The 22413-nt window shown below is 40.0% G+C and carries 29 protein-coding genes; 23 read left to right on the forward strand and 6 right to left on the reverse strand.

What is annotated here, in order from left to right; genetic code table 11:
* Positions 1 to 104: 104 nt before the first annotated feature.
* The gene (locus tag NPE20_RS07845; protein WP_256538062.1) at positions 105 to 1190 is read right to left on the reverse strand and encodes a fatty acid desaturase; all 1086 of its coding nucleotides are present in this window, start codon (positions 1188 to 1190) and stop codon (positions 105 to 107) included.
* A gap of 210 nt (positions 1191 to 1400) precedes the next feature.
* Between NPE20_RS07845 and NPE20_RS07850 the strand changes: the two genes are divergently transcribed.
* The 3 genes from NPE20_RS07850 to NPE20_RS07860 are packed head-to-tail and all read left to right on the forward strand — an operon-like array spanning position 1401 to position 5348.
* The gene (locus NPE20_RS07850) at positions 1401 to 4181 is read left to right on the forward strand and encodes a TonB-dependent receptor (RefSeq protein WP_256538063.1); all 2781 of its coding nucleotides are present in this window, start codon (positions 1401 to 1403) and stop codon (positions 4179 to 4181) included.
* A gap of 27 nt (positions 4182 to 4208) precedes the next feature.
* Positions 4209 to 4637 (forward strand): PH domain-containing protein, encoded by a 429-nt coding sequence (locus NPE20_RS07855; protein ID WP_256538064.1) that lies wholly within the window; start codon positions 4209 to 4211, stop codon positions 4635 to 4637.
* 12 nt (positions 4638 to 4649) lie between these two features.
* Positions 4650 to 5348, forward strand: a complete 699-nt coding sequence (locus tag NPE20_RS07860; protein WP_256538065.1) for a toxin-antitoxin system YwqK family antitoxin — start codon at positions 4650 to 4652, stop codon at positions 5346 to 5348.
* Between the two features lie 88 nt (positions 5349 to 5436).
* Here the strand turns inward: NPE20_RS07860 and NPE20_RS07865 are convergent, their stop codons facing one another.
* Together NPE20_RS07865 and NPE20_RS07870 are read right to left on the reverse strand one after the other, a co-directional pair.
* Positions 5437 to 5937 carry an FKBP-type peptidyl-prolyl cis-trans isomerase gene (locus NPE20_RS07865; protein ID WP_256538066.1) on the reverse strand — a complete coding sequence of 167 codons (501 nt, stop codon included), beginning with the start codon at positions 5935 to 5937 and terminating at the stop codon, positions 5437 to 5439.
* Between the two features lie 79 nt (positions 5938 to 6016).
* Complete coding sequence (locus NPE20_RS07870; RefSeq protein ID WP_256538067.1) at positions 6017 to 8038, reverse strand: thioredoxin domain-containing protein; 2022 nt, start codon at positions 8036 to 8038, stop codon at positions 6017 to 6019.
* 255 nt (positions 8039 to 8293) lie between these two features.
* Between NPE20_RS07870 and NPE20_RS07875 the strand changes: the two genes are divergently transcribed.
* The 4 genes from NPE20_RS07875 (at position 8294) to NPE20_RS07890 (ending at position 12306) form a co-directional block, all read left to right on the forward strand.
* Complete coding sequence (locus NPE20_RS07875) at positions 8294 to 8689, forward strand: hypothetical protein (protein WP_256538068.1); 396 nt, start codon at positions 8294 to 8296, stop codon at positions 8687 to 8689.
* Positions 8690 to 8982: 293 nt separating this feature from the next.
* Positions 8983 to 11262: an ATP-dependent helicase gene (locus tag NPE20_RS07880; RefSeq protein WP_256538069.1), complete on the forward strand. Its 2280-nt coding sequence runs from the start codon at positions 8983 to 8985 to the stop codon at positions 11260 to 11262.
* Positions 11263 to 11422: 160 nt separating this feature from the next.
* Positions 11423 to 11797 carry a helix-turn-helix domain-containing protein gene (locus NPE20_RS07885; RefSeq protein WP_256538070.1) on the forward strand — a complete coding sequence of 125 codons (375 nt, stop codon included), beginning with the start codon at positions 11423 to 11425 and terminating at the stop codon, positions 11795 to 11797.
* Between the two features lie 233 nt (positions 11798 to 12030).
* Entirely contained in the window at positions 12031 to 12306 is a 276-nt protein-coding gene (locus NPE20_RS07890; protein ID WP_256538071.1) for a hypothetical protein, read from the forward strand.
* 13 nt (positions 12307 to 12319) lie between these two features.
* Here the strand turns inward: NPE20_RS07890 and NPE20_RS07895 are convergent, their stop codons facing one another.
* Positions 12320 to 13762, reverse strand: a complete 1443-nt coding sequence (locus NPE20_RS07895; protein ID WP_256538072.1) for a tetratricopeptide repeat protein — start codon at positions 13760 to 13762, stop codon at positions 12320 to 12322.
* Between the two features lie 320 nt (positions 13763 to 14082).
* Here NPE20_RS07895 and NPE20_RS07900 point away from each other — a divergent pair, with 320 nt between their 5' ends.
* The 12 genes from NPE20_RS07900 to NPE20_RS07955 all read left to right on the forward strand — a co-directional run bounded on the left by NPE20_RS07900 (position 14083) and on the right by NPE20_RS07955 (position 16833).
* The gene (locus tag NPE20_RS07900) at positions 14083 to 14229 is read left to right on the forward strand and encodes a hypothetical protein (RefSeq protein ID WP_256538073.1); all 147 of its coding nucleotides are present in this window, start codon (positions 14083 to 14085) and stop codon (positions 14227 to 14229) included.
* Between the two features lie 40 nt (positions 14230 to 14269).
* Complete coding sequence (locus tag NPE20_RS07905) at positions 14270 to 14413, forward strand: hypothetical protein (protein WP_256538074.1); 144 nt, start codon at positions 14270 to 14272, stop codon at positions 14411 to 14413.
* 43 nt (positions 14414 to 14456) lie between these two features.
* Positions 14457 to 14600, forward strand: coding sequence for a hypothetical protein (locus tag NPE20_RS07910; RefSeq protein WP_256538075.1), 144 nt, complete (start codon positions 14457 to 14459; stop codon positions 14598 to 14600).
* Positions 14601 to 14646: 46 nt separating this feature from the next.
* Complete coding sequence (locus tag NPE20_RS07915) at positions 14647 to 14790, forward strand: hypothetical protein (protein WP_256538076.1); 144 nt, start codon at positions 14647 to 14649, stop codon at positions 14788 to 14790.
* A gap of 47 nt (positions 14791 to 14837) precedes the next feature.
* Positions 14838 to 14987, forward strand: a complete 150-nt coding sequence (locus tag NPE20_RS07920) for a hypothetical protein (RefSeq protein WP_256538077.1) — start codon at positions 14838 to 14840, stop codon at positions 14985 to 14987.
* A gap of 58 nt (positions 14988 to 15045) precedes the next feature.
* Positions 15046 to 15288: a hypothetical protein gene (locus tag NPE20_RS07925; protein WP_256538078.1), complete on the forward strand. Its 243-nt coding sequence runs from the start codon at positions 15046 to 15048 to the stop codon at positions 15286 to 15288.
* Positions 15289 to 15352: 64 nt separating this feature from the next.
* Positions 15353 to 15568: a hypothetical protein gene (locus NPE20_RS07930; RefSeq protein WP_256538079.1), complete on the forward strand. Its 216-nt coding sequence runs from the start codon at positions 15353 to 15355 to the stop codon at positions 15566 to 15568.
* Positions 15569 to 15632: 64 nt separating this feature from the next.
* Complete coding sequence (locus NPE20_RS07935; RefSeq protein ID WP_256538079.1) at positions 15633 to 15848, forward strand: hypothetical protein; 216 nt, start codon at positions 15633 to 15635, stop codon at positions 15846 to 15848.
* A gap of 65 nt (positions 15849 to 15913) precedes the next feature.
* On the forward strand, positions 15914 to 16129 hold the full coding sequence (locus NPE20_RS07940) for a hypothetical protein (RefSeq protein WP_256538080.1): 216 nt from the start codon (positions 15914 to 15916) through the stop codon (positions 16127 to 16129).
* Positions 16130 to 16194: 65 nt separating this feature from the next.
* Positions 16195 to 16410, forward strand: a complete 216-nt coding sequence (locus NPE20_RS07945) for a hypothetical protein (RefSeq protein WP_256538081.1) — start codon at positions 16195 to 16197, stop codon at positions 16408 to 16410.
* A gap of 39 nt (positions 16411 to 16449) precedes the next feature.
* Positions 16450 to 16623, forward strand: coding sequence for a hypothetical protein (locus NPE20_RS07950; RefSeq protein ID WP_256538082.1), 174 nt, complete (start codon positions 16450 to 16452; stop codon positions 16621 to 16623).
* A 36-nt stretch (positions 16624 to 16659) separates the two neighbouring features.
* Positions 16660 to 16833 (forward strand): hypothetical protein, encoded by a 174-nt coding sequence (locus tag NPE20_RS07955; RefSeq protein WP_256538083.1) that lies wholly within the window; start codon positions 16660 to 16662, stop codon positions 16831 to 16833.
* Positions 16834 to 16919: 86 nt separating this feature from the next.
* Here the strand turns inward: NPE20_RS07955 and NPE20_RS07960 are convergent, their stop codons facing one another.
* Positions 16920 to 17429, reverse strand: coding sequence for a hypothetical protein (locus NPE20_RS07960; RefSeq protein ID WP_256538084.1), 510 nt, complete (start codon positions 17427 to 17429; stop codon positions 16920 to 16922).
* A gap of 101 nt (positions 17430 to 17530) precedes the next feature.
* On the opposite strand from NPE20_RS07960, the gene NPE20_RS07965 reads away from it, so the two are divergent.
* Both NPE20_RS07965 and NPE20_RS07970 read left to right on the forward strand, forming a co-directional pair.
* Positions 17531 to 18085 carry a GNAT family N-acetyltransferase gene (locus NPE20_RS07965; RefSeq protein WP_256538085.1) on the forward strand — a complete coding sequence of 185 codons (555 nt, stop codon included), beginning with the start codon at positions 17531 to 17533 and terminating at the stop codon, positions 18083 to 18085.
* 150 nt (positions 18086 to 18235) lie between these two features.
* A complete protein-coding gene (locus tag NPE20_RS07970; RefSeq protein WP_129878044.1) occupies positions 18236 to 18442 on the forward strand; it encodes a hypothetical protein in 207 nt (68 codons plus the stop codon).
* 72 nt (positions 18443 to 18514) lie between these two features.
* Here the strand turns inward: NPE20_RS07970 and NPE20_RS07975 are convergent, their stop codons facing one another.
* A complete protein-coding gene (locus tag NPE20_RS07975) occupies positions 18515 to 18985 on the reverse strand; it encodes a CYTH domain-containing protein (RefSeq protein ID WP_256538086.1) in 471 nt (156 codons plus the stop codon).
* A gap of 177 nt (positions 18986 to 19162) precedes the next feature.
* Here NPE20_RS07975 and NPE20_RS07980 point away from each other — a divergent pair, with 177 nt between their 5' ends.
* The gene (locus tag NPE20_RS07980; protein ID WP_256538087.1) at positions 19163 to 21883 is read left to right on the forward strand and encodes a carboxypeptidase regulatory-like domain-containing protein; all 2721 of its coding nucleotides are present in this window, start codon (positions 19163 to 19165) and stop codon (positions 21881 to 21883) included.
* Positions 21884 to 21954: 71 nt separating this feature from the next.
* Positions 21955 to 22359, forward strand: a complete 405-nt coding sequence (locus NPE20_RS07985) for a DUF1761 domain-containing protein (protein ID WP_256538088.1) — start codon at positions 21955 to 21957, stop codon at positions 22357 to 22359.
* Positions 22360 to 22413: the final 54 nt, after the last annotated feature.

The following is a 22413-nucleotide window of genomic DNA, read 5'->3' on the forward strand; positions in this document are numbered from 1 at the left end:
GTAAAAATCACAGTGTAAAAATTGCTTTTAAATAAAAAAGGGACGCTTTCGCATCCCTTTTTTATTTAAACTTATTAATAAGGTTAAAATAGTATCATAAATTGTTAAACACGTTCTGTAGCAAATATCTGCTTCCCCGTTGTTGGGCAAAACACAGGTTCGGTTATTTTTTTAACCTTTTCTTTAATATGCTCTTTATAGAATTGCTTTTTTGAATCGTGATAATGGCTTACCGCGCCTATCATGTGCATAAACTTAATGTAATACCACGCGCTATCAACCTGGTGTGGTTTAAAACCCGAACGTGCACTTTTTGGGAACAAGTGGTGGTTGTTATGCCATTCGCCTGCAACTATACCGGGCCAAAGCTGGTTTACCGACATATCCTTACGGTTATGATCAATACCTTCGCGGCGTTTATCTTCGCCTTTTCCGTGGCCTTCGTAATTAAAGGTACGTACACCAACGGCCCAAAAGCCTGCCGCGCCAAATATGGCACAAGCTAAACCCATACCGCCAAGCAGGTAAAAAGCTGTAAACCAAAATGCCCAGTTAGCAATAACACCCAGAATCATGTGGAACGGATTAGCTACCGATCCCCATTTTTTGTACTGGGCATAAGTGTTACAGGTAACACCGGTATGCTTCATTAAAGTAAGGCAACGGTTGTATCCTTTTTCATCCAGGTTACGGTTAACCGGCTGGTGATTTGCATCAGCTAAAAAGCAATACAGGAAACCGCCTTGCGCGTTGTACGGATCGCCGGGGGTATCAGATAATGCGTGGTGCACGTGGTGCGATATCGCATAGATCTCTTCCGGGATAATTTTAAGGGTAAGATTTTGGGTGAAGAAACGCCAAAAATTGTTTTTGAATTTAAAAGCACCGTGGGTACAGTACCTGTGATACCATATAGTACCATGGGTACCCATTACAATCATGCTGTAAACAAAGGCTATAACTAAACCTGTAATGCTAAAATATTTAAATATAAACAGGAACAAAAAAGGCGTAAGGCACAAAACCATAGCCCAGCTCATAAAAGAAAGCCAGTTTTTTTTGTTACTGAAAATATTTAATCTCGAAAAAAATTCAGAAAAGATTTGTCTGGGGGTTGGCTTAGAAAGTTCGCCATTAGCATCCTTCCATCCGTAAGATGGTTCTTCCAGCACGTCGTGTATAAATGCCATTTAGTATCGGGAGTTTATTTTAATCAATCGGGTTATACGGGGATTTGCGCATTAAAGTTAACCAAAAGTTTTGAAATACCGTTAAAAAAATTAATAAATAATTAAATTGTCATTAAAATGTCTGCCTTATTGCAACATTTGTATGACATTGGCGCAATTGTTAAACTTCCCAATACATTCACTGTCATTAGGCTAAATATTTTAAATGCCATGGCAAAATATCTACTTATTACCTTATCCATCATTTTATTTAGTTGCTTTTTTACACAACGCCTATATGCCCAGCAACCCCGCGCAGTTAGCGGAACAATAGTAGATACACTGGGTGCCGTGGCTGGTGTTACCGTCAAATTAACTTCAGATGCAGACAGTGTAGTTGTGGCAAGTGATATGAAAGGTGTGTTCAGCTTCCCCGAAGTAAGATCGAAGAACTTTAAGATCACCGTTTCTGGCCTGGGCTACCAGGTATATACGCGAAAATATGTAATGGATAATGATACCAAGCCTATCCAGCTTGCCCCCATCAAGCTAAAGATACAGATGAACTACCTGAGCGTGGTGAACATTACTGCTATTAACCCTATTGTTATTAAAGAAGATACTGTTGAATATAATGCCGCGGCCTATAAGGTAAGGGAAGGTTCGCAGGTGGAGGATCTGATAAAGAAGATGCCGGGCATTACTGTTGATAAGGATGGAAATGTTACTGCCCATGGCAAGCAGGTAACCAAAGTACGTGTAAACGGCAAGGATTACTTTAGCGGTGATGTGCAAACCGCCACTCAAAACTTACCTGCGGATATTGTAGAGAACATACAGGTGATTGATGATTATGGCGACCAGGCCAACCTTACCGGCATAAAAACCGGCGAACCTGATAAAATATTGAACATTACCATTCAGAAGGGTAAACGTACGGGCAAATTTGGCCAGGCAACCGTTGGCGCGGGCAACGACGACCGGTATATTGCCAAATTATCTGCCAACGCGTTTAAAGAGGACAGGCAGATATCAGTTATCGGCACGCTGAATAACACAAATACCAATTCGTTTAACTTGGCTACCGGTGGCGGAGGTGGTGGACGCGGCGGCGGTGGTGGTGGCAGCAATGCAGGTGGTGGCGTAAGCACAGCCAATGGCATTACCACTAATCGGTCTATAGGGTTTAATTACCGGAACGATTGGAGTAAAAAGATAACGGTTTACGGCAGTTACAGTTTTGCTGACCGGGACCGCCTAACAACCAGTACATCGCAAACACAAAACCATTTTCAAACCGGCGATATTATTAATAACGATAACAGTATAGGGCGCAGTAACAATATTAATCACCGCTTTGATTTTAATATGGAGTATCGTATTGATACCGCCAACTACCTCAAAATAAATCCCAGCTTTTCGTACAACTCATCAAACACTACCAACACAGATACTTTTAGCAATACACGTAAAAACATACGGATAAACGGTAATGAGCTGGCAATAACCAATGCTTCATCGCCAAGTGGCGGGATAAGCTTTTTGTATAACCATAAATTTAAAAAGAAAGGGCGCAATTTCAGCATAAACACCGGCCTTAACTTTTCAAAGAACACGCAGGGCCTGGACGAGCAATACATTACACAACCGCAAGACCCTACAATACCACCCTACCAGCAAATCAACACCAACAACAATGCTATGCGGGGCAATATCAGCTTAAGCTATACCGAGCCTATTGGCAAAACCACTTACCTGGAAGCTAATTACGCCTACAACTATTCCAAAACAGATAATAACCGCTATAACTATAAGGTTGACCCGGTTAGCGGTGCAGAAACCTATGTAGACTCGTTAAGTACTATTTATAACTATCAATTTATAACCAACCGCTTTGGGTTAAATATACGGGGGATACATACTAAGTATAACTACACGGTGGGTATGGCGGTACAGCCGGCTACGTTAAATGGCGAATCGCATAATTTTGCTACATCTACCAATACATTTAATTACATCCCTACTGCAAGGTTCATTTATAACTTTAAAAAGAACCACTCTTTATCTATAAATTATTCGGGCACCAATAACCAGCCGTCGTTTACGCAACTACAATTACAGCCAGATCTTTCGAACCCGCAAAACAGGGTGTATGGTAACCCCGACCTAAAACCCGAATTTAACAACAACATAAGCCTGCGATATAACCAGTTTGATATTGCCAGTGGCAACTCCTTATTTACCAACTTATCGTTCACCTCCACCCAAAATAAAATTGTGACAAATTCGCAGCCGCTGATAATTCCAGGCGGCAACGATAGCACCAGCACCACGCAGGAAACGCGCTATTTGAATACCAACGGTTATTATTCTGCAAACGGTAATTATGCTTTTTCAAAACCATTTGCCAATCGTAAGTACACCGTAACTTTAAATGGTGGGGCAAACTTTAACAATAACATCAACTATTTAGGCGGGGAACGTAACCTGGGTAAAAACTGGGTGTTTAACCAGGGTGCCAAACTGCGGGTAGATCTTGACAGCCTGATGGATACCGAAATAAGCGGCAATTACAGCATTAACACTACCCGCTACAGCCAATCACAAATTAGTACCGATGCTAAAACCTGGACATTTGGGCTGGATGGCCGCAACTACTTTTTTAACAACCTGGTTTTAGGTTATAATCTTACCCAAACCATTACCCATGGTTTCAGCAGTACGGTTAAGGCCAACCCTACGCTGCTGAGTACCTATGTAGAATATCAGTTTATGAAAAACCATTTGGCTGCATTACGGTTCCAGGCATTTGATATGTTTAATCAAAACACAGGCGTATCGCGCGTTGTTAGTGGTAATCAGATCATAGATACCCGCACCAACCGTTTGGGCAGATACTTTATGCTTACGTTTACTATGCGCCTGCAAAAATTCGCGGGCAGGCAAGGTGGTGGCCGTAATGGCGGCGGCGGTAGGCGCGGTGGTGGTGGCGGCGGTCGTCGTGGTAATTAATTTTAGGTTTTTATCTATCTTTATAAAATGATAACCGGGGATAAAGTTTACCCCTCAAAAAAGGGGTTTATTATATATGTAGTGATAGCTTTGCTCATCATAATTGAGATCAGCTACTTCTTTCATAACCTTTATTTACCAGCCATAGTTTGCCTGGCTTTAACCGGTGTAATTGTTTTCCCTATTGTGTTTAACACCTGCTACACTATAAGCAATAATATATTGAAGGTAAAGTCCGGCTTTTTATTAAACCGGTCAATTCCTATCGAAAGCATAAAAAAGATAGTGCCCTGCCATACTATTTTAAGCGCGCCTGCCTTATCCTTTGATAGGTTAGAGGTGTTTTATAACAAGTACGATTCTGTGGTTATCTCTCCGGTAAAAAAGGATGATTTTATTGCCGACCTCCAAAAAATAAACCCGGCCATTGAGTATATTAACAAAGCCGATGAATAATTAGATCTAAAAATGCTAAAACGCTACTTACTACTATTTACCGTTATTTTAATCGTAAACAATTGTTATGCCCAGGATACCCTTGAAATAAAAAGGAAAATATCCGGCGATGTTACCGAAGTTTTTAAAGTATTGGCCCGCGATGTAAATACAAGGCAGGGCTTATTCAAGGCTTTGTATAAAAACAAGATCCCTGTAGCCAGCGGCATGTATGAAAACGACAAAAAAATTGGATTATGGAAATTTACTGACCCGAAAGGCACCATAATTCAAACGTACGATTATTCTACCGGCAGGTTATTTTACGAAGCGCCCGAAGATACTACATCGCACCTGCGGTATTTTGTAGACAAAACGCTTAACCCCGGTGATAAGGTTACCAAGCCCGTTAAAATAGGTGGGATATATTATGGTTATTTACCTTATCTAACCTTATTTACCTTACCTAAAGAATATCGAGAAATTGACAGAGATGCTATTACAGCTGTGGTTGAACTGCTGGTGAGCCCCGGTGGCCGCTTAGCAGTTTTCAAAGTAACTTTAACGGCCTATCCATATACCCAGCCTTTTAAAACCGTAAACATGAACATTAAGCTACCCGACCCGGCAGATGTTATATTTATTCCCGCCAAATTAAACGGCGAGCCAATTGCCTGCCGTATTCTTATACGTTGTGTTGTTAATAACAGATGGCATCTTGACTACGAATAGATATTTCTTGCCCCCATCTTTAACAATTGCCCTTAAACAAAAAGAGACGCGATGATCGCGTCTCTCTATAAGAATATTTACTGTGATATTAATGAGCGTGATGGCCATCCGGACCATGTGCATGGCCGTGTGACAGTTCTTCGGGTGTTGCCGGGCGAACGTTTAATATTTCACCTTTAAAGTGCAATTCCTGGCCTGCCATTGGGTGGTTAAGGTCAACTATAACTGAATCTTCGGTGATAGATACAACCTGGCCCTTGAAACGGTTGCCATTGTTATCCTGTAAAGGTAAAACCTCGCCAACTTGCGGCATATCAGTTCCTTTAAACATTTCTAAAGGCAGGTTAGCTACAGCTTCTTCATCAAACTCGCCATAACCTTCTGATGCAGTTATACGGAAATCATAAGTATCACCGGTTGAAAGGGTGCTTAATTCCTCTTCAAATTTTGGTATCATTTGCCCGGCACCAAACAAAAAGGTTAATGGCTGCTCTTGTGTTGCGCTTTCCTGTAAGCCTTCTGTTCCGTCCTCTTTTTTAACATACAAATCGTATGTTAATGATACTACGTGTTGTGGTTGAATTTTCATCTAATGTTTGTTTTTAGGTTTGGAACTCCATCCTGGCGTTAGCCGGGTTATCTCAATACCTGTTTATTTGTATAAGGAATTAATTATTTATTTGTTTTAATGCGTCTGTGATATTGTAGGCCGGTAAACCGCAGGTTTTATCCCTGCATACGAATATCCGGGTATCGTTATTAAATTTTTCAGCCAGCAAAGGTAAACTTCCATTCTTACCACCCAACATAATTTTATTAGGAATGTAATTTTGTTCCATTTCAATGCGCTTTGTTTCAGCATTGTTACCGGTAATGGCAACTTCATAAGTACCAAAAACCTCATCAAGCAACAATATCGTCCAGTTAGAATAGGCCGTACTATACTTAGCCAAATGCGGAACAATGTTGCGCAGTAACTGTGCCGATACCTCCAGGTAGCCTTCATTATCAAAAAACAAGCCCAGCTTTTTCAGGTTGCGCGCCATCACCGAGTTTGATGCAGGTATCACCCCATCCATAATTTCAGATTTACGGGCGATGAGCATTTCGTCATTATCTGCCGTGTAAAAAAACACCCCACCTTCTTCATTATAGTAATGGGCAAGAGTATAGTCGGCAAGTTTTTGCGCCTGTATCAGCCATACCTCGTTAAAGGTAACTTCGTATAGTGTGATAAAAGCGTCTATAACATTGGCGTAGTCATCAAGGAAGGAGGCCTCTCCCCGGCCCTCTCCTTCGGAGAGGGAGGCCCCTTTTTTATAAACCCTCGATAGTTTAGCGCCGCTTAGCAGGTTGTCCGTTATAAACCCGGCATTCTTTAGTGCCAGTTCTAAATATTGGGGGTTGTTAAATGCGCGGTAGGCTTCGCAAAGTCCTTTCAGCATCAGGCCGTTCCACGATGCTAATATCTTATTATCCAGCCCCGGGCGTATACGTTTGCTGCGGGCGTCCAGTACTTTTTTGCGGGATGTATTGATCCTGCTTACTAATTCATCAACCGATAGCCCAAGCTTTTCGGCCAGTTCTGCATCCTCTTCCCTGCGGAAGAATACGTTGGATCGCTCCTCTTCCCAGTTGCCATCTTCGGTAACGTGGTAATAGATATTGAACAGGTCGGCATCATCGCCCAGTATCTCTTCGATCTCTGCCTTGGTAAAAATATAGAACTTGCCCTCCTTACCCTCGCTATCCGCATCAAGCGCCGAGTAAAAGCCATTTTCGGGCGATGTAAGTTCGCGGCCAATAAAAGTTATGATCTCATCAACAATGGTTTTATAAAGCGGATCGGGGTTCCAGGTGTAAGCCTCGGCATATAAGCTCACCAGTTGCCCGTTATCATAAAGCATTTTCTCGAAATGCGGTACATGCCAAACACCGTCAACCGCGTAGCGGGCAAAGCCCCCGCCAATGTGATCATAAATACCACCAAAGGCCATTTTCTTCAGCGTCAGCTTTACATTTTCGGCCAGGCCTTCGTCCTTCATCAAATGGGCATAGCGCATCAAAAACAATGAATTATTTGGCATCGGGAATTTTGGCGCGCCACCAAACCCACCTTCAACCGGGTCTATGTACCTGCGCCAGGTATTCATGATAACTTCCAGGTCGGCTTTGGTATAGTCGGGTTGCTCTTTTACAAAAGCAACAGATTCATATTGTTTAATGCCTTCGGTCAGGCGTACAGCATAATCTTCGGCTTCTTCGGGTTTGGTTTTGTAGAAATCGGCCAGGTTAAACAGCAGGCTTGTCCAGTCGTTTTTACGGAAATAGGTACCGCCATAAATAGGCCGCTGGTCGGGCAGGCAGATACAATTTAATGGCCAGCCTCCCCTCCCGCTCATCAGTTGAATGGCGCTCATGTAGATCTGGTCAACGTCGGGGCGTTCCTCCCGGTCAACTTTTATACAAACAAAGTACTCGTTCATAACGGCAGCCACCGCCTCATCCTCAAAGCTTTCGTGCTCCATAACATGGCACCAGTGGCAGGCCGAGTAACCAATGCTAACTAATATCAGCTTGTTCTCGTCCTTTGCTTTCTGCAGGGCTTCTGCCCCCCAGGGGTACCAGTTAACCGGGTTATTGGCATGCTGTAATAAATATGGCGAGGTGGAGTTGGCGAGCTTGTTCATGAGGGTGGGTATCTATATTATAGAAAGGGCTAAATTGAGAATTGTTTTAAGGATGTGCAAACCAATCATACTTCTTATTTACTCACCGTCTACGCTGGACTGCCCTCTCTTCGCTTCGCGTAAAGAGGGTTTTGCAATTTCACCCTCTTTGCGAAGCAGAGAGGGTCGCAAGCAAAGCGGAGCGGGGTGAGTCGACTTGCCGACTAACATAGTAACATTTCAGTCTAGATCATTAACTTCACAGCATTATTGCAAATGAATAACATCCCCAAACTCAAAGCGGCCAAAACCATTATGTTCCTCGCCGCTATTTACAACATTTTTTGGGGGATAGTTATTTCCGTCTGGCCGCAAATCATCCTTTTCGGTAATCCCCCTACCGATTTCCTGCTCATCATTCTGCGTTGCGTAGGAATGCTGGTTGGGGTTTATGGCATTGCCTATTATTTCGCCTCGAAAGATCCGGTTGCCTACTGGCCACTGATACTGGTTGGTTTTATCGGCAAGGTGCTGGGGCCAATTGGTTCGGTATATTATATCTGGTTAGGCAAGCTTGCTCCCTCCTTTTTTTGGGTGAACGTTTGGAACGATATGATCTGGCTGCTACCCTTCGGCTGGATAATTTACCAGGCGATAAAAAAGCGGTTATAAAAACCTCCGGAAAACAACAAATTTTTGACCGTTCCCCGTTTTGGAAAAAAATGGAACAAAAACACCCAAATTAAGACACCTGCAGGGCGTTTCAGGGGCGTTTTTATCCGTTTAAAAGTCGTTTTTTGGCGCCAATTTCGTCACCGAATATTGCTTATAACGAAACATGCGTTTTCGCGGGTAATTATCAAATCGTTGACAAAATTGGGTACGTGGAAAATTTCAGTTGCCAATTTATTTAGCTTTCTCATGCAAATAACTAATTTCGCAGTATAAGAAAAGAGGAACAGGATTTGGATTATTTAGAGGGGTTAAATCCCGAGCAAAAGGCCGCAGTATTACAAATAAAAGGCCCGGTAATGATTATTGCCGGTGCAGGTTCGGGTAAAACACGTGTTATTACTTACAGGGTTGCGCACCTTATTCGCAGCGGTGTAGATAGCTTTAATATACTGGTACTTACGTTTACCAACAAGGCCGCCCGCGAAATGCGCGAGCGTATCAACCATATTTGCGGCCCCGAAGCCAAAAACATATGGATGGGTACCTTCCACTCGGTTTTTGCCAAATTACTGCGGGTTGAAGCCGATAAAATTGGCTACCCAAACAACTTTACCATATACGACACGGACGATAGCAAAAGCGTACTGCGCGCTATTTTAAAGGAAATGCAGCTTGATGATAAGCTGTACAGCGTAAATTTTGTACTAAACAGAATCTCTGCTGCAAAAAACAACCTGGTTGGCTGGCAGGAATATCAAAATAACGAGCAGATACAGGCCGATGATTTTAGCAGCGGCCGTGGCATGCTGGGCAAGATCTACGAAACTTATGCACAGCGTTGTTACCGTGCCGGAGCTATGGATTTCGACGATTTGCTCTTCAAAACCAACGAGTTACTGAAAAAACACCCCGAGGTACTGAACAAATACCAGCAGAAGTTTAAATACCTGATGGTAGATGAGTACCAGGATACCAACTTTTCGCAATACCTGATTGTTAAGCGCCTTGCCGCGGTTAACGAGAATATATGTGTGGTAGGTGACGATGCGCAGAGTATCTATGCTTTCCGTGGGGCTAATATCCAGAACATCCTAAATTTTGAGAAGGATTACCCTGATTTGAAGATATTTAAGCTGGAGCAGAACTATCGTTCTACCCAAAACATTGTGAATGTTGCCAATAGCGTAATAGCCAACAATAAAGAGCAGCTTAAAAAGAACGTTTTCTCTGAAAAAGAAACCGGCGATAAAATAAAAGTTATGCGCGCCTTTAGCGATAACGAGGAAGGTAAGCTGGTAGCCGATGCTATTATGCAGCAGCGCAGTACCAACGGTTTAAAGTGGCACGATTTCGCTATTCTGTACCGTACCAACGCGCAATCGCGCTCTATGGAGGAGGCTTTACGCAAGAATGGGATCCCGTATAAAATATACGGAGGACTATCTTTTTATCAGCGTAAAGAGATCAAAGACCTTATAGCCTACTTCCGCCTTACGTTTAACCCCAACGACGAGGAAGCGCTTAAACGTGTTATTAACTACCCAAAACGTGGAATTGGGGATACCACGGTAGATAGGATAATTGTTGCAGCAGATAAAAACAGCATCACCCCTTTCGAGGTGATCATAGAAGCGAACAGGTATATAGAAAAAGCCCCGGCATCATTACATGCTTTCGCGGCTATGATACAGAGTTTTCAGGTTATAACCAAAAACCAGAGCGCTTATGAAGCTGCATTACATATTGCGCAACACTCGGGTTTGCTTAAAGACCTGTATGAAGATAAGTCTATTGAAGGACTTAACCGTTATGAAAACATACAAGAGCTGTTAAACGGGATAAAGGAGTTCTCGGAACGGGAAGATATTGAAGAAAAGGGACTTGACGTTTTTATGCAGGATGTAGCCCTGTTAACCAACGATGACAAGGATAAAGATAAGGATGCAGACACGGTATCTTTGATGACGATCCACTCATCAAAAGGGTTGGAATTCCCACAAGTACACATTGTAGGGCTTGAAGAAAACCTGTTCCCATCTCAAATGTCGCTTAACTCGCGCAGCGATCTGGAGGAGGAACGCCGCCTGTTTTACGTGGCCATTACCCGTGCAGAATATAAGTTAACCATTAGTTACGCAACATCGCGTTTTAAGTTTGGCACGTTAATAAGTTGCGAGCCAAGCCGCTTTTTAGATGAGATAGACGCTAAGTACCTGGAACTTGACTTTACAGCCAAACCTGTATCTTCAGGTTCATTTGATGATGAGCGTAACGCCTGGAGCAGAAAAGCCGATACGTTCTCAAAACCAAAAGCCGCTACTGCACCGCCGGTTAAAACAACATCTATACTGGCAAAAGCCCACGTGCCATCGCCGGATTTTAAACCGTCAGATACCTCAAACCTGCAGGTTGGTATGCAGGTAGAACATGAGCGTTTTGGGTTTGGTAAGGTACTTACGCTGGAAGGCAATAAACCCGATATAAAAGCAACCATATTTTTTAAAGAAATTGGCCAAAAACAACTGCTCTTAAAATTCGCGAAACTGAGTATAATTAGTGGGGTAGAGTAATATATATTCCCACTATTTGTAGAACAAATTCCACAATTTTCACGCAACAACATTTAACTATCCGTTAATCCGGCATAATTAAGGTGTATTTGATAAGTGGCATTAGGTTTGGATAAGTATTAATAACCTTTTCCCTTAACTAATATTTATTATTATGTACATGATGAGCGAGACTATAAAAAAGAAGACTAACAAGTCTGCCGGTAAAAATATTCGCACCCTACGCCATGAACATGGCTGGAGCCAGGAAGATGTGGCAAACCGTTTAGGTATATCCATCCCTGCGTTTTCAAAAATTGAAACGGGAGTTACCGATATCAACTTATCAAGACTGGAGCAAATTGCTAATATATTTGAGGTAAGCGTTGTTAACTTGCTTTCGCTTGAATATACCCAGGAGCCAAGCACGCAAGACCTAAGCCTGAGCATTATTCAGAAAAAACTTGTTGACAGAGAAGCAGAGATAGCCAATTTGCAACGTAAAGTAATTTTACTTTATGAAGAATTACTAAACAAAAACAATGTTGCCATGTAAGTGCAACTGACACTGTTCAATAAATACAACAGTTAGTCCTTTTTTATTGCGGTAATAAAGTGATTTTTATTCACTTTCATTTAAGTACTTTAAACTAACCTTTAATTAATTTAAGTGAGATGAAAATACGGGTCGATTTATTACCGTTTTGCATTTTAAAGAAGCCTAATCAGGTTATTTGGATTTAAAATTGTAATGACTATAGTATAACAAAAAATACTATGTCAAATTACATGATATCTATTTCAAATGCCGACTTGCCAAAAGGTGGGACCATACATGATAGGCGCAGCAAGTTAAAAGTTAAAGCATCTGGGTTGGTAAAAACACGTGTAAAACCCAGGAAGGGTGAGGTAAGGTTTTTTGTTACTGCAGGTAATGAAACCCTGGCCTTTGAAACTGAAGGCTATAAACGACACAGACAATTACTTATCCTGCAAATGATATCAATGTATTGTATGTATTTGGGATTATTTGAAGCACAGATACATAGTACCTATCCAAGTTGAGGATAATGATCAATTAAAAAACCTTTTTACTGGTATCATTAAGCATCTCACTCATTTCGATGATCTTCTGATCAATATCGGATACGCACTTATCCATCATATTAATACATTCCTTTTCATCCACAAGCCCTTCTTTCTCTAAATTCATTAAGCCGCGCAGTGTGGCTATCGGCCCCCGTATTTGGTGTGACAAATAGGACGAATACTCGGAAAGCTTCTTGTTCTTTATCTGCAGGTCTTTTGTACGCTCATCAATAATTTCTTCAAGATGATGATTTACCCTGTCAAGGTTATCCTTCTGTCGGGAAACCTCTTCATTAAGTTCGGTAAGTTTGGTATTTGTTAACGTTTTACGTTTAACATTGCTTATTAAAAGGGCTATTACTACCAATAACAAACCGGCCACAATAGTTACCGCCCAAAACTTAATACGATCGTTTTGTTGCCTTTGTATAATAAGCTCATTTTCGCGCTGCCTTGCCTGCTGTTTAAATTGCTCCTGCAGCATGCTTATTTGAGTAGACTCGTTAGAAGTATAAATCGTACTGTCTTGCCTAAATATCATTTGCAGATAATACAAAGCACGTTCGTAGTTCTTACGCTTAGCCTCTAACTGATAAATAGTGTAATTATAATCAGACTCCAGTTTCTCATCTTTAACAGCTTTTGAGTAAGCCTGCCCTTCCCTTACAATCTTCTCTGCATCGTCGAACCTCTTTTGCGCGATATATAGCGATGCAAGCGTTAAGTTTGTACTGGCAACGGGTTTATTCAAATCTCTTTCTTTAGCCGCTTTATTGGCCGCCAATAACAGCTTTTCGGCAATATCATATTGATTAAGATTAAAATAAATTACCCCCCTGTTTTGAAGCGCCTGAATAAGGTTTACCGAATCTTTAATAGAGGAAAAGATCTCATTACCCTTGTCATAATAAGTTAAAGCCTGATAAAAGCTTTTTTTACGATAATAAACGTTACCAATATTTAAATAAAGAGAACCTGTTAACTGCTTATCAGCCAGTTTTTCGGCAATAACTAAGGCTTTTTTTAAATACTCTAATGAGTTTGCGTAATTATTATCCAGATATAAGTTGCCTATATTATTATAAACTTTTGCCTGGCTTCGTAGGTCTTTAATTTTTGAAAAGTAAGAGAGTGCCTGTAAATAATCATGAATAGCTGCGCTTGCCTGGTTTAAATAATATTTACCAATACCCCTCACACGATAAGCCTCGCCTATCCCTTTATCGTAACCGGCCTTTTCTGCAATAGCCAGCGCTTTGGATGCGTAACTAACTGTTTGATCCGGGCTTGTTAAGCGGTTATCGTAAGCTTGCTTATTTAATTTTATTACTTCGTTTGTATCCTGTGCAGCAACATCAACATCCACATTACCCTTCGCATATACAGTACTACAAACAAAAAAGAAAATAAGAAGAGTAAAAATTCTATTCATTAGGGCTCTATACGTTATATTATGGTGAAAGTTATAAAATAAATACAACAATAATACATAAGGTTAAATTTTTAAAAAAACAAGCACAAAAAATTGTTAAAAATTGTTACCTTATAAATGAAAAACATACTTATATTTGTGCTGTTAATATACTGACTATTAATTAGTTAAGTGTGCTATAATATATTATTGAACAATATTCAATAGTACGAATAAATATGCTAATGTTGTTAACTTATAGTTACAATTTCCAATTTAAATGGAGATAAAGTAGCCATATAATTAACATTTGTTTACAGGTTAATAAAATGAAAAATAATATGAAAAGAAATCTACTTGCATACATAGTGTTAATAAGCGGCGTGTTACTATCCTCCTGCGTTAAACAAACAAGTGTGCGTACAACAATGGATATATTTTTAAAGGCTACTACCGGTATAAGAAAAGATATTGGCACGGCAGATTAATAAAGAAATAAGTTAGAAAAGAATATTAAAAAACACAGTTATGAAAAAGTTAATTATAGCAGCAGCACTAATTTCATCAACAGGCATTTTACCATCATTTACCAAACAGGTGACTGTAAAACCCAATGCCCCCTTCATGCAAAGCACAATGACATTTAAAAAAGACATTGGCACTGCAGATTAATTAACCTATCAACAAGCCCCCTAACAACCTAAAATAAATTATTATGAAAAAGTTGATCATAGCAGCAGCATTAGTTTTAACAACAGCAGTTTTACCGTCATACACCAAACAGGTAAACGTAAAACCTACTGCCACCTTCGTGCAAAACACAATGACATTTAAAAAAGACATTGGCACTGCCGATTAATTTAACCCTATTAACAAATACCCCTAACAACCTAAAATAAATCATTATGAAAAAGTTGATCATAGCAGCAGCATTAGTTTTAACAACAGCAGTTTTACCGTCATACACCAAACAGGTAACCGTAAAACCTACTGCCACCTTCGTGCAAAACACAATGACATTTAAAAAAGACATTGGTACTGCCGATTAATTAATTCATAAAATAAAATACCCCCTTAACAACTAAAATAAACCATCATGAAAAAGACCATCATAACAGCAGTAGCATTATTACTATTAAGCGCAGGCATCTTACCATCATGCACAAAAGAAAACACCGCTAAACCTACAGCAACAATTGAGAGAAGCACTACAGCTAACAAAAAGGACGTAGGCACCGCCGACTAATTATAACTAACAACACGATAGCAATTAACACAAATCATAAAAACATTTCAATACGATCATGAAAAAATTCATCATAGCAGCAGCATTAATATTCAGCACAGGCGCTTTATCAGCAGCAACTTTAACCGTTAATAACAATGCTTCCCCGGCAAAAGCCACTTCAAACAAAAAAGACGTTGGCACTGCAGATAACAAAAAGGATGTGGGTACTGCTGACAATAAAAAAGACGTAGGCACCGCAGATAACAAGAAAGATGTTGGTACTGCCGATAACAAAAAAGACGTAGGTACCGCAGACTAATTACAATCAACAACAACACGACAATCAATTAACACAAATCATAAAAAATACTTCAAATAAGATCATGAAAAAATTAATCATAGCAGCAGCAATCATATTCAGCACTTTAACCGCAACCACCGTTAACGCTTCAACTTTCTCAAACAAAAAAGACGTTGGCACTGCCGATAACAAAAAGGATGTAGGTACTGCTGACAATAAAAAAGATGTAGGCACCGCAGATAACAAGAAAGATGTTGGTACTGCCGATAACAAAAAGGATGTAGGTACCGCAGACTAATTACAATCAACAACAACACGACAATCAATTAACACAAATCATAAAAAATACTTCAAATAAGATCATGAAAAAATTAATCATAGCAGCAGCAATCATATTCAGCACTTTAACCGCAACCACCGTTAACGCTTCAACTTTCTCAAACAAAAAAGACGTTGGCACTGCCGATAACAAAAAGGATGTAGGTACTGCTGACAATAAAAAAGATGTAGGCACCGCAGATAACAAGAAAGATGTTGGTACTGCCGATAACAAAAAAGACGTAGGTACCGCAGACTAATTACAATCAACAACAACACGACAATCAATTAACACAAATCATAAAAAATACTTCAAAATAAGATCATGAAAAAATTAATCATAGCAGCAGCAATCATATTCAGCACTTTATCAGCAACTACCGTTAGCGCATCAGCTTTCTCAAACAAAAAAGACGTTGGCACTGCCGATAACAAAAAGGATGTAGGTACCGCTGACAATAAAAAAGATGTAGGCACCGCTGATAACAAGAAAGATGTTGGTACTGCCGATAACAAAAAAGACGTAGGCACTGCAGACTAATTACAATCAACAACAACACGACAATCAACTAATACAAATCATAAAAAACATTTCCAAATACGATCATGAAAAAATTAATCATAGCAGCAGCAATCATATTCAGCACTTTATCAGCAACTACCGTTAGCGCATCAGCTTTCTCAAACAAAAAAGACGTTGGCACTGCCGATAACAAAAAGGATGTAGGTACCGCTGACAATAAAAAAGATCTAGGCACCGCTGATAACAAGAAAGATGTTGGTACTGCCGATAACAAAAAAGACGTAGGCACTGCAGACTAATTAATTATTATCCCTTACAACTTTAATAAACACACAAACATGAAAAAGATAATCATAGCAGCAGCATTAGTTTTAACATCAGTAGTAACTGCGTTTTCGCTTACAACAAAAACTGATAGCAAAGTTGAATCGAATAAATTGCAGGAAGACAGTGTAACCGTTTCTGTTAAAAACGTTAATGCGCCAAAATCAGATATCGCAACTGCCGATTAATCAAACCACCTAAAAGTTCCAATAGATAAACACTATATGAAAAAGATAATCATAGCTGCAGCATTAGTTTTAACATCGGCAGTAACCGCATTTTCGCTTACTACAAAAGCTGATACTAAGATCGAATCAAATAAATTGAAAGAAGATAGTATAACCGTTTCTGTTAAAAGCTCATCAGCACCAAAATCGGATATCGCAACTGCTGATTAATTAAAACAATCCAGAAACTGACACATAAAAAATGCCCCATTATAATAATGAGGCATTGAGGTAGGAGTACTCAAACTCATTGTTCCTTATAAAGCTGGTTTTACAGGAGTTTTAAACTTCTCGCAATTATCAAGCTTATATATTATAGTATACGCGGCAGCCCTATCTACTTCTTGGCGCCCCGCACTGGTTACCTTAAATGGCTTTTGTAATAACTGTTGAGCCGATAGCTCCAGCTCAACTGAAAGCGTATCTTTCATCCCTTCCTGCATAAAAGTCCACACCGCTTTAATATCGTTACCAGATATAGTTCCTAATAAAGTCCCTTTACGTGCATCCTTTTCTTTTGGGATCCAATTCATTTCGCCACTTACCTTATTTGCGTTTATTACTAAATGAACCGCTGTAGTATCCTGGTTACTTGTACCCTCGGTACGTATAAAACAATATTCCATGTTTTGGGCAGGTGCATTTAGCTTGCCGGCTTGAGTGGTATCTTCTGCTGCTGTTTTGGTAGTATCTGCGCTTTTGTTTCCGTTACCTGCGCACGAGGCAAGAGCCAATGTACACAGGCTAATAATAGTGTATAGTTTCATGTTGTTTGTTTATTGCTGATAGGTAAACGCTAAAGTCTATAAAAAGTTCCATACCTTATTATATACATCGCCTAACACCTTATATTTATAAGGTATAAATTATGCTTAAATTAAAGCTGCACCCTTCCCCTCAATTGTTTAGTCCGCGCCTAAAACTACGGGCTGTTACAAACAACGATGCCGCTGAAATTTACGCCATGCGAAGTAATGAAGAGGTAATGAAATATATTGACAGGCCCCTCCCTGCTTCTGTAACCGAAGTTGACGAATGGATAAATAAGGTGGACCTGCTGCAGCAAAAAAACGAATCTATATTGTGGGCCATTACGCTGCAAGATTCTGACACGTTAATAGGCACAATAGGCTACTGGCGAATGTTACCCGAGCATTACCGCGCCGAAATTGGCTACATGCTTAACCCGGCATACCAGGGCAAAGGCCTAATGAGCGAAGCATTAAACATGGTAATACAATATGGCTTTAATAATATAGGGCTGCATTCTATAGAAGCAAATGCCAACCCGGCCAATCAGGCATCAATAAAACTGCTGGAGAAAACCGGCTTTGTGCGCGAGGGGTACTTTAAAGAGAACTACTACTTTAATGGCAATTTCCTCGATTCGGCTATATATTCGTTAATATGTTCAAAAAAATGAACATTTGTATAATTTGTTAGTTAAGTATAAATACATATATTGCCTCATATTACAAGTATTACCTGTTAATGTGTTGAAACAAGTTAACAGATAATAAAACAAAAACACAATTAATCCAGTTACAATTAAAAAACTTAAAAAAAACTAAACATGGCAGCTTCAGGAATCACCGCGTATTCAGTAAAAACAAAAACTAAAAATGTTCCAATGATTGACCCTGTTATCGACATTAAATCTGGCAGATACATTGCTACAGGTAAAGATGCAGAAGGTAACAAAATGGCTGCTATCATGGGCAAAGCTACAGCAGAAGAACACGTTAAAAATGGTAACGCTAAAAAAGGCTCTGGCTGGTAAATAATATTTTACACCTACAAAAAACCTGCCCTAATAAAGGCAGGTTTTTTTATGTGATAAAAAATCTTCAATTTATTTCCAGTCTTTATAAGGATAAACAGATAGGCTGGCATTAGTATAACGGTTATCGTGGCTTACTTCCTGCCCTACCCATTCGGGCTTTTCAAATTGTTCATCTTCATTTTGTAACTCTATCTCGGCAACAATAAGTCCGTTGTTATCACCGGTAAAAACATCTACTTCCCAAGTGTGCCCCGCATATTCAATGTTGTAGCGCGTTTTTTGTATTAATGATGTGGCAAAGTTATCCAGTATCTCGTTCCCTTCGTTTACGGGTATAGTGTATTCATATTCGCTGCGGCTAATGCCGGTTGATGCCCCCTTAAGCGTGATATAGGCAGCATCACTGGTAACACGTATCCTAACTGTACGCTTTTCGTCGCTTAATATATAGCCTTGCTTATACAGTTTGCCCGTGGGCTTAATAAATGCTCCCCATTTTTGGTGATCGACTAAAAATTTCCTCTCTATTTCGGTTGGCATATAGCTTTGTTTTGTAGCAGGTAAATTACAATAATACTTTTTTTTAAAAACCCGTTTATACAGTACACTTATGGGTGTTTTTCATTATCCTAAACGTTAATGAAATGTTAAAACTCATACCTTTGAACATGCAGTAAAGCTAAATGTTTATATTAGCCACGCTACTTTAATTATTATATGAGCCTGAAAAAAATCGCGTTGGTCATATTCCTGACTACCTGTTTAATTGCACCCGCCTTTGCACAAAGGGATACTGTTAGCTTAAATACCATCATTACTAAAACAGCAAAGTTTATCAGCAGCTTTCCAATTGAGAAAGTTTACCTTCATTTAGATAAGCCTTATTATGCCGCAGGCGACACTATTTGGTTTAAAGCCTATGTAACCCTTGATAAACATCAGCCATCGTCACTAAGTAATATTGTATATGTTGATATTGCTAATCAGGATTCGTTAGTAAAAATACTAAAGCTGCCGGTTGTAAATGGCGTTGCACATGGCAATATTATTCTTTCTCCGGATGCTTACAAGCAGGGCAATTATCACTTACGGGCATATACTGCATGGATGCGCAACTTTGACTCCGATTATTTTTACAATAAGAACATAGCCATTGGCAATACTATACAGGCAAACGTTAACACAAATATATCTTTCAATACAACAGCGGTAGCGGGCAAACCAAAAGTAAGTGCCGCAATTAGCTACAAGCAGCCGGGCGAAGTATTATCAAACAAAAAAGTAAACTGGAGCATATCCAATGCAAACGGCGACGAACTTAGTAAAGGCAAAGGTACTACAGACCAAAACGGAATACTAACTGTAGTGCTAAACGAAAATGCCAATACCTCCCTAAAAAATGCGATCCTGACTACTTCGATAGAATTGGGAAACCGTAAAGAATCTTTAAATAAGTTCCCTCTAAATTCAGCTATTGCCGAACGCGATGTGCAATTTTTCCCCGAAGGCGGCGAGCTTACACTTGGTGTACGGTCTAAAGTAGCCTTTAAAGCCGTTAACACCAATGGCTTGGGTATCAATATTAAAGGCATTATTACAGATAATACCGGCGCAGTAGTCGCCAACCTGGAATCACAACATTTAGGTATGGGCGTATTTGCCATACTGCCCGAGGATGGTAAAACGTACAAGGCAAACATTACTTTCCCTGATGGGGTATCAACAACCTATGATATGCCGCGCATTAAACCGGCAGGCATTACCTTAGCTGTATATAATAACGATCCCGAAAACCTGAACATTAAACTATCGGCAAACGACCCATATTTTAAAGCAAACCAGGGGAAAATGTATTATATCGTAGCCCAAAGTGGCGGTGCTATTTATTTTGCGGCCCAAACTGCCTTACAAACGCCCAGCTATAGCGCGCCTATCCCAAAAAGTAAGTTCCCTACCGGCATTGTACAATTAACGCTTTTCTCTGAAAGGGGCATTGCGCTAAGCGAACGCATTGTATTTATAAAGCGTAACGATATGCTTAATTTATCGCTTACTGCCGATCGTAAAACATACGCGATAAGGCAAAAAGTTAAACTATTGGTTTCAGCAAAAAACAATGCATTACCGGTAGAAGGTGAATTTTCGGTTTCGGTTATCGATGAATCAAAAGTACCGTTTGATGAGAACGCCGAAACTACCATTATGACTAACCTGTTGCTTACATCTGATATAAAAGGATACATTGAAAAGCCGAACTACTATTTTATAAGTAAAAATGCGGATGTAGATGCGAACCTTGATATTTTAATGCTTACACAAGGTTATCGCCGCATATCATACCGTAATATTTTAACCGGTAAGTTCCCGCAGATATATCTTTACCCCGAACAGCAGGGGCTTGAGATAGCAGGAATGTTGCGTAACAATACCGGCATGCCCATATCAAAAGGTAATTTACGTCTTCAAATTCCTGGGAAGAACCTATATGCGGAAACCATGACGGATATGACGGGGAACTTTAAATTCCCTAAGCTTAATTTTCCAGATTCGTCGCAGGTAATTATTAGCGCCCGTAACAACCCCCTCAGTAAAAACCTTATGATATCGGTAAACGGCGACAGTTACCAGCCGGCTACAAAAAATATTAATGCTTTAGATGAGGTAGCCAATATTGATAGCTCTTTTAAAACCTTACTTACAAATAGCAAAAGGCAGTATGAGAATTTACACATCTTAAAAGAAGTTGTAATAAAATCCACATCGTTGGTTAAAAGGCCCACTCATAATGATTATGGGTCGCTGTCCACCCTACCTATGATGGCCGATCAGGAGCTAAGGCGCGAACGGTTTAAAGATTGCGGTAATCTGTTCCAATGTTTACCCTCGATGTTATTAGGCGTTTCGGTGGAAGAAAACAACCTTTATTTTACTAAAAATGTTTCTAACCCAAACCGTTTGCCAATGCAGGTATTTGTAAATGGCAGCCCTGTTGATTTTAGTTACCTGGGAAGCATTAATGGAGCTAGCGTTGAAAATGTAGAGATTTTTAAGAGCGATGGTTTTAGTAACATTAACAAAAATTATCAAACAGATGGTATTGTATCTATTATCACTAAAAAGGTAGAAAAATCAAAAATTACATTTGCCCAACTGCAGGAAATGTTACCAAAAGGCAACCTGCTTACTTATAACGCGCAGGGTTATAGCATACCACGCGAATTTTATTCGCCAAAATATGATCCTTTAAAACAAGGTGCTTTTGGCGGCGATTTGCGCAGCACTATTTATTGGAGCCCTAAAGTAAAAACCGACAAAACAGGGATTACTTCATTTGATTTTTTCACCTCTGACGGCAAGGGCAACTACCGTGCTACCATTGAAGGCATGGATGCAGACGGAAACCTAGGCAGATATATATTACATTATACCGTAAAGTAACACAGCTGTTTTACAGCTTGCGCAATTCAATGTTAATTTCATACATTTAGGTAAACTTAAATCTCAAACGTATGGATATGTCATTGGTTAACTGGCCGGCTGTTATAGTTGCGGCCTTATCCGGCTTTGCTGTTGGCGGCATTTGGTATGCACCACCTTTATTTGGCAACGCCTGGATGGCAGATAGTAAGCTAACTGCTGAAGAGATCCAAAAAGGCAACAAAGGAAAAATATTCGGTTTTACCGCCTTATTTTCTTTAATAATGGCAGCCAACCTGGCTATGTTTTTGGCTGACGCTAAAACAGATGTTACCTGGGGCGCAACGGCCGGTTTCCTTGCCGGGATATGGACGTTTGGCGCTATCGCTATTCATAGCTTGTTTGAATTGAGAAGCTGGCGTTACATCTTTATAAATGGTGGTTACAGTATAGTATCGTTAACACTAATGGGTGCTATAATTGGTTTGTGGCGATAATTTACCTGCCTTAATTTTATTCCTTAGCATTACTTAATTGCCAGCGGCAGGGCG

This window comes from Mucilaginibacter aquariorum (assembly GCF_024498135.1).
GTDB lineage: Bacteria > Bacteroidota > Bacteroidia > Sphingobacteriales > Sphingobacteriaceae > Mucilaginibacter > Mucilaginibacter aquariorum.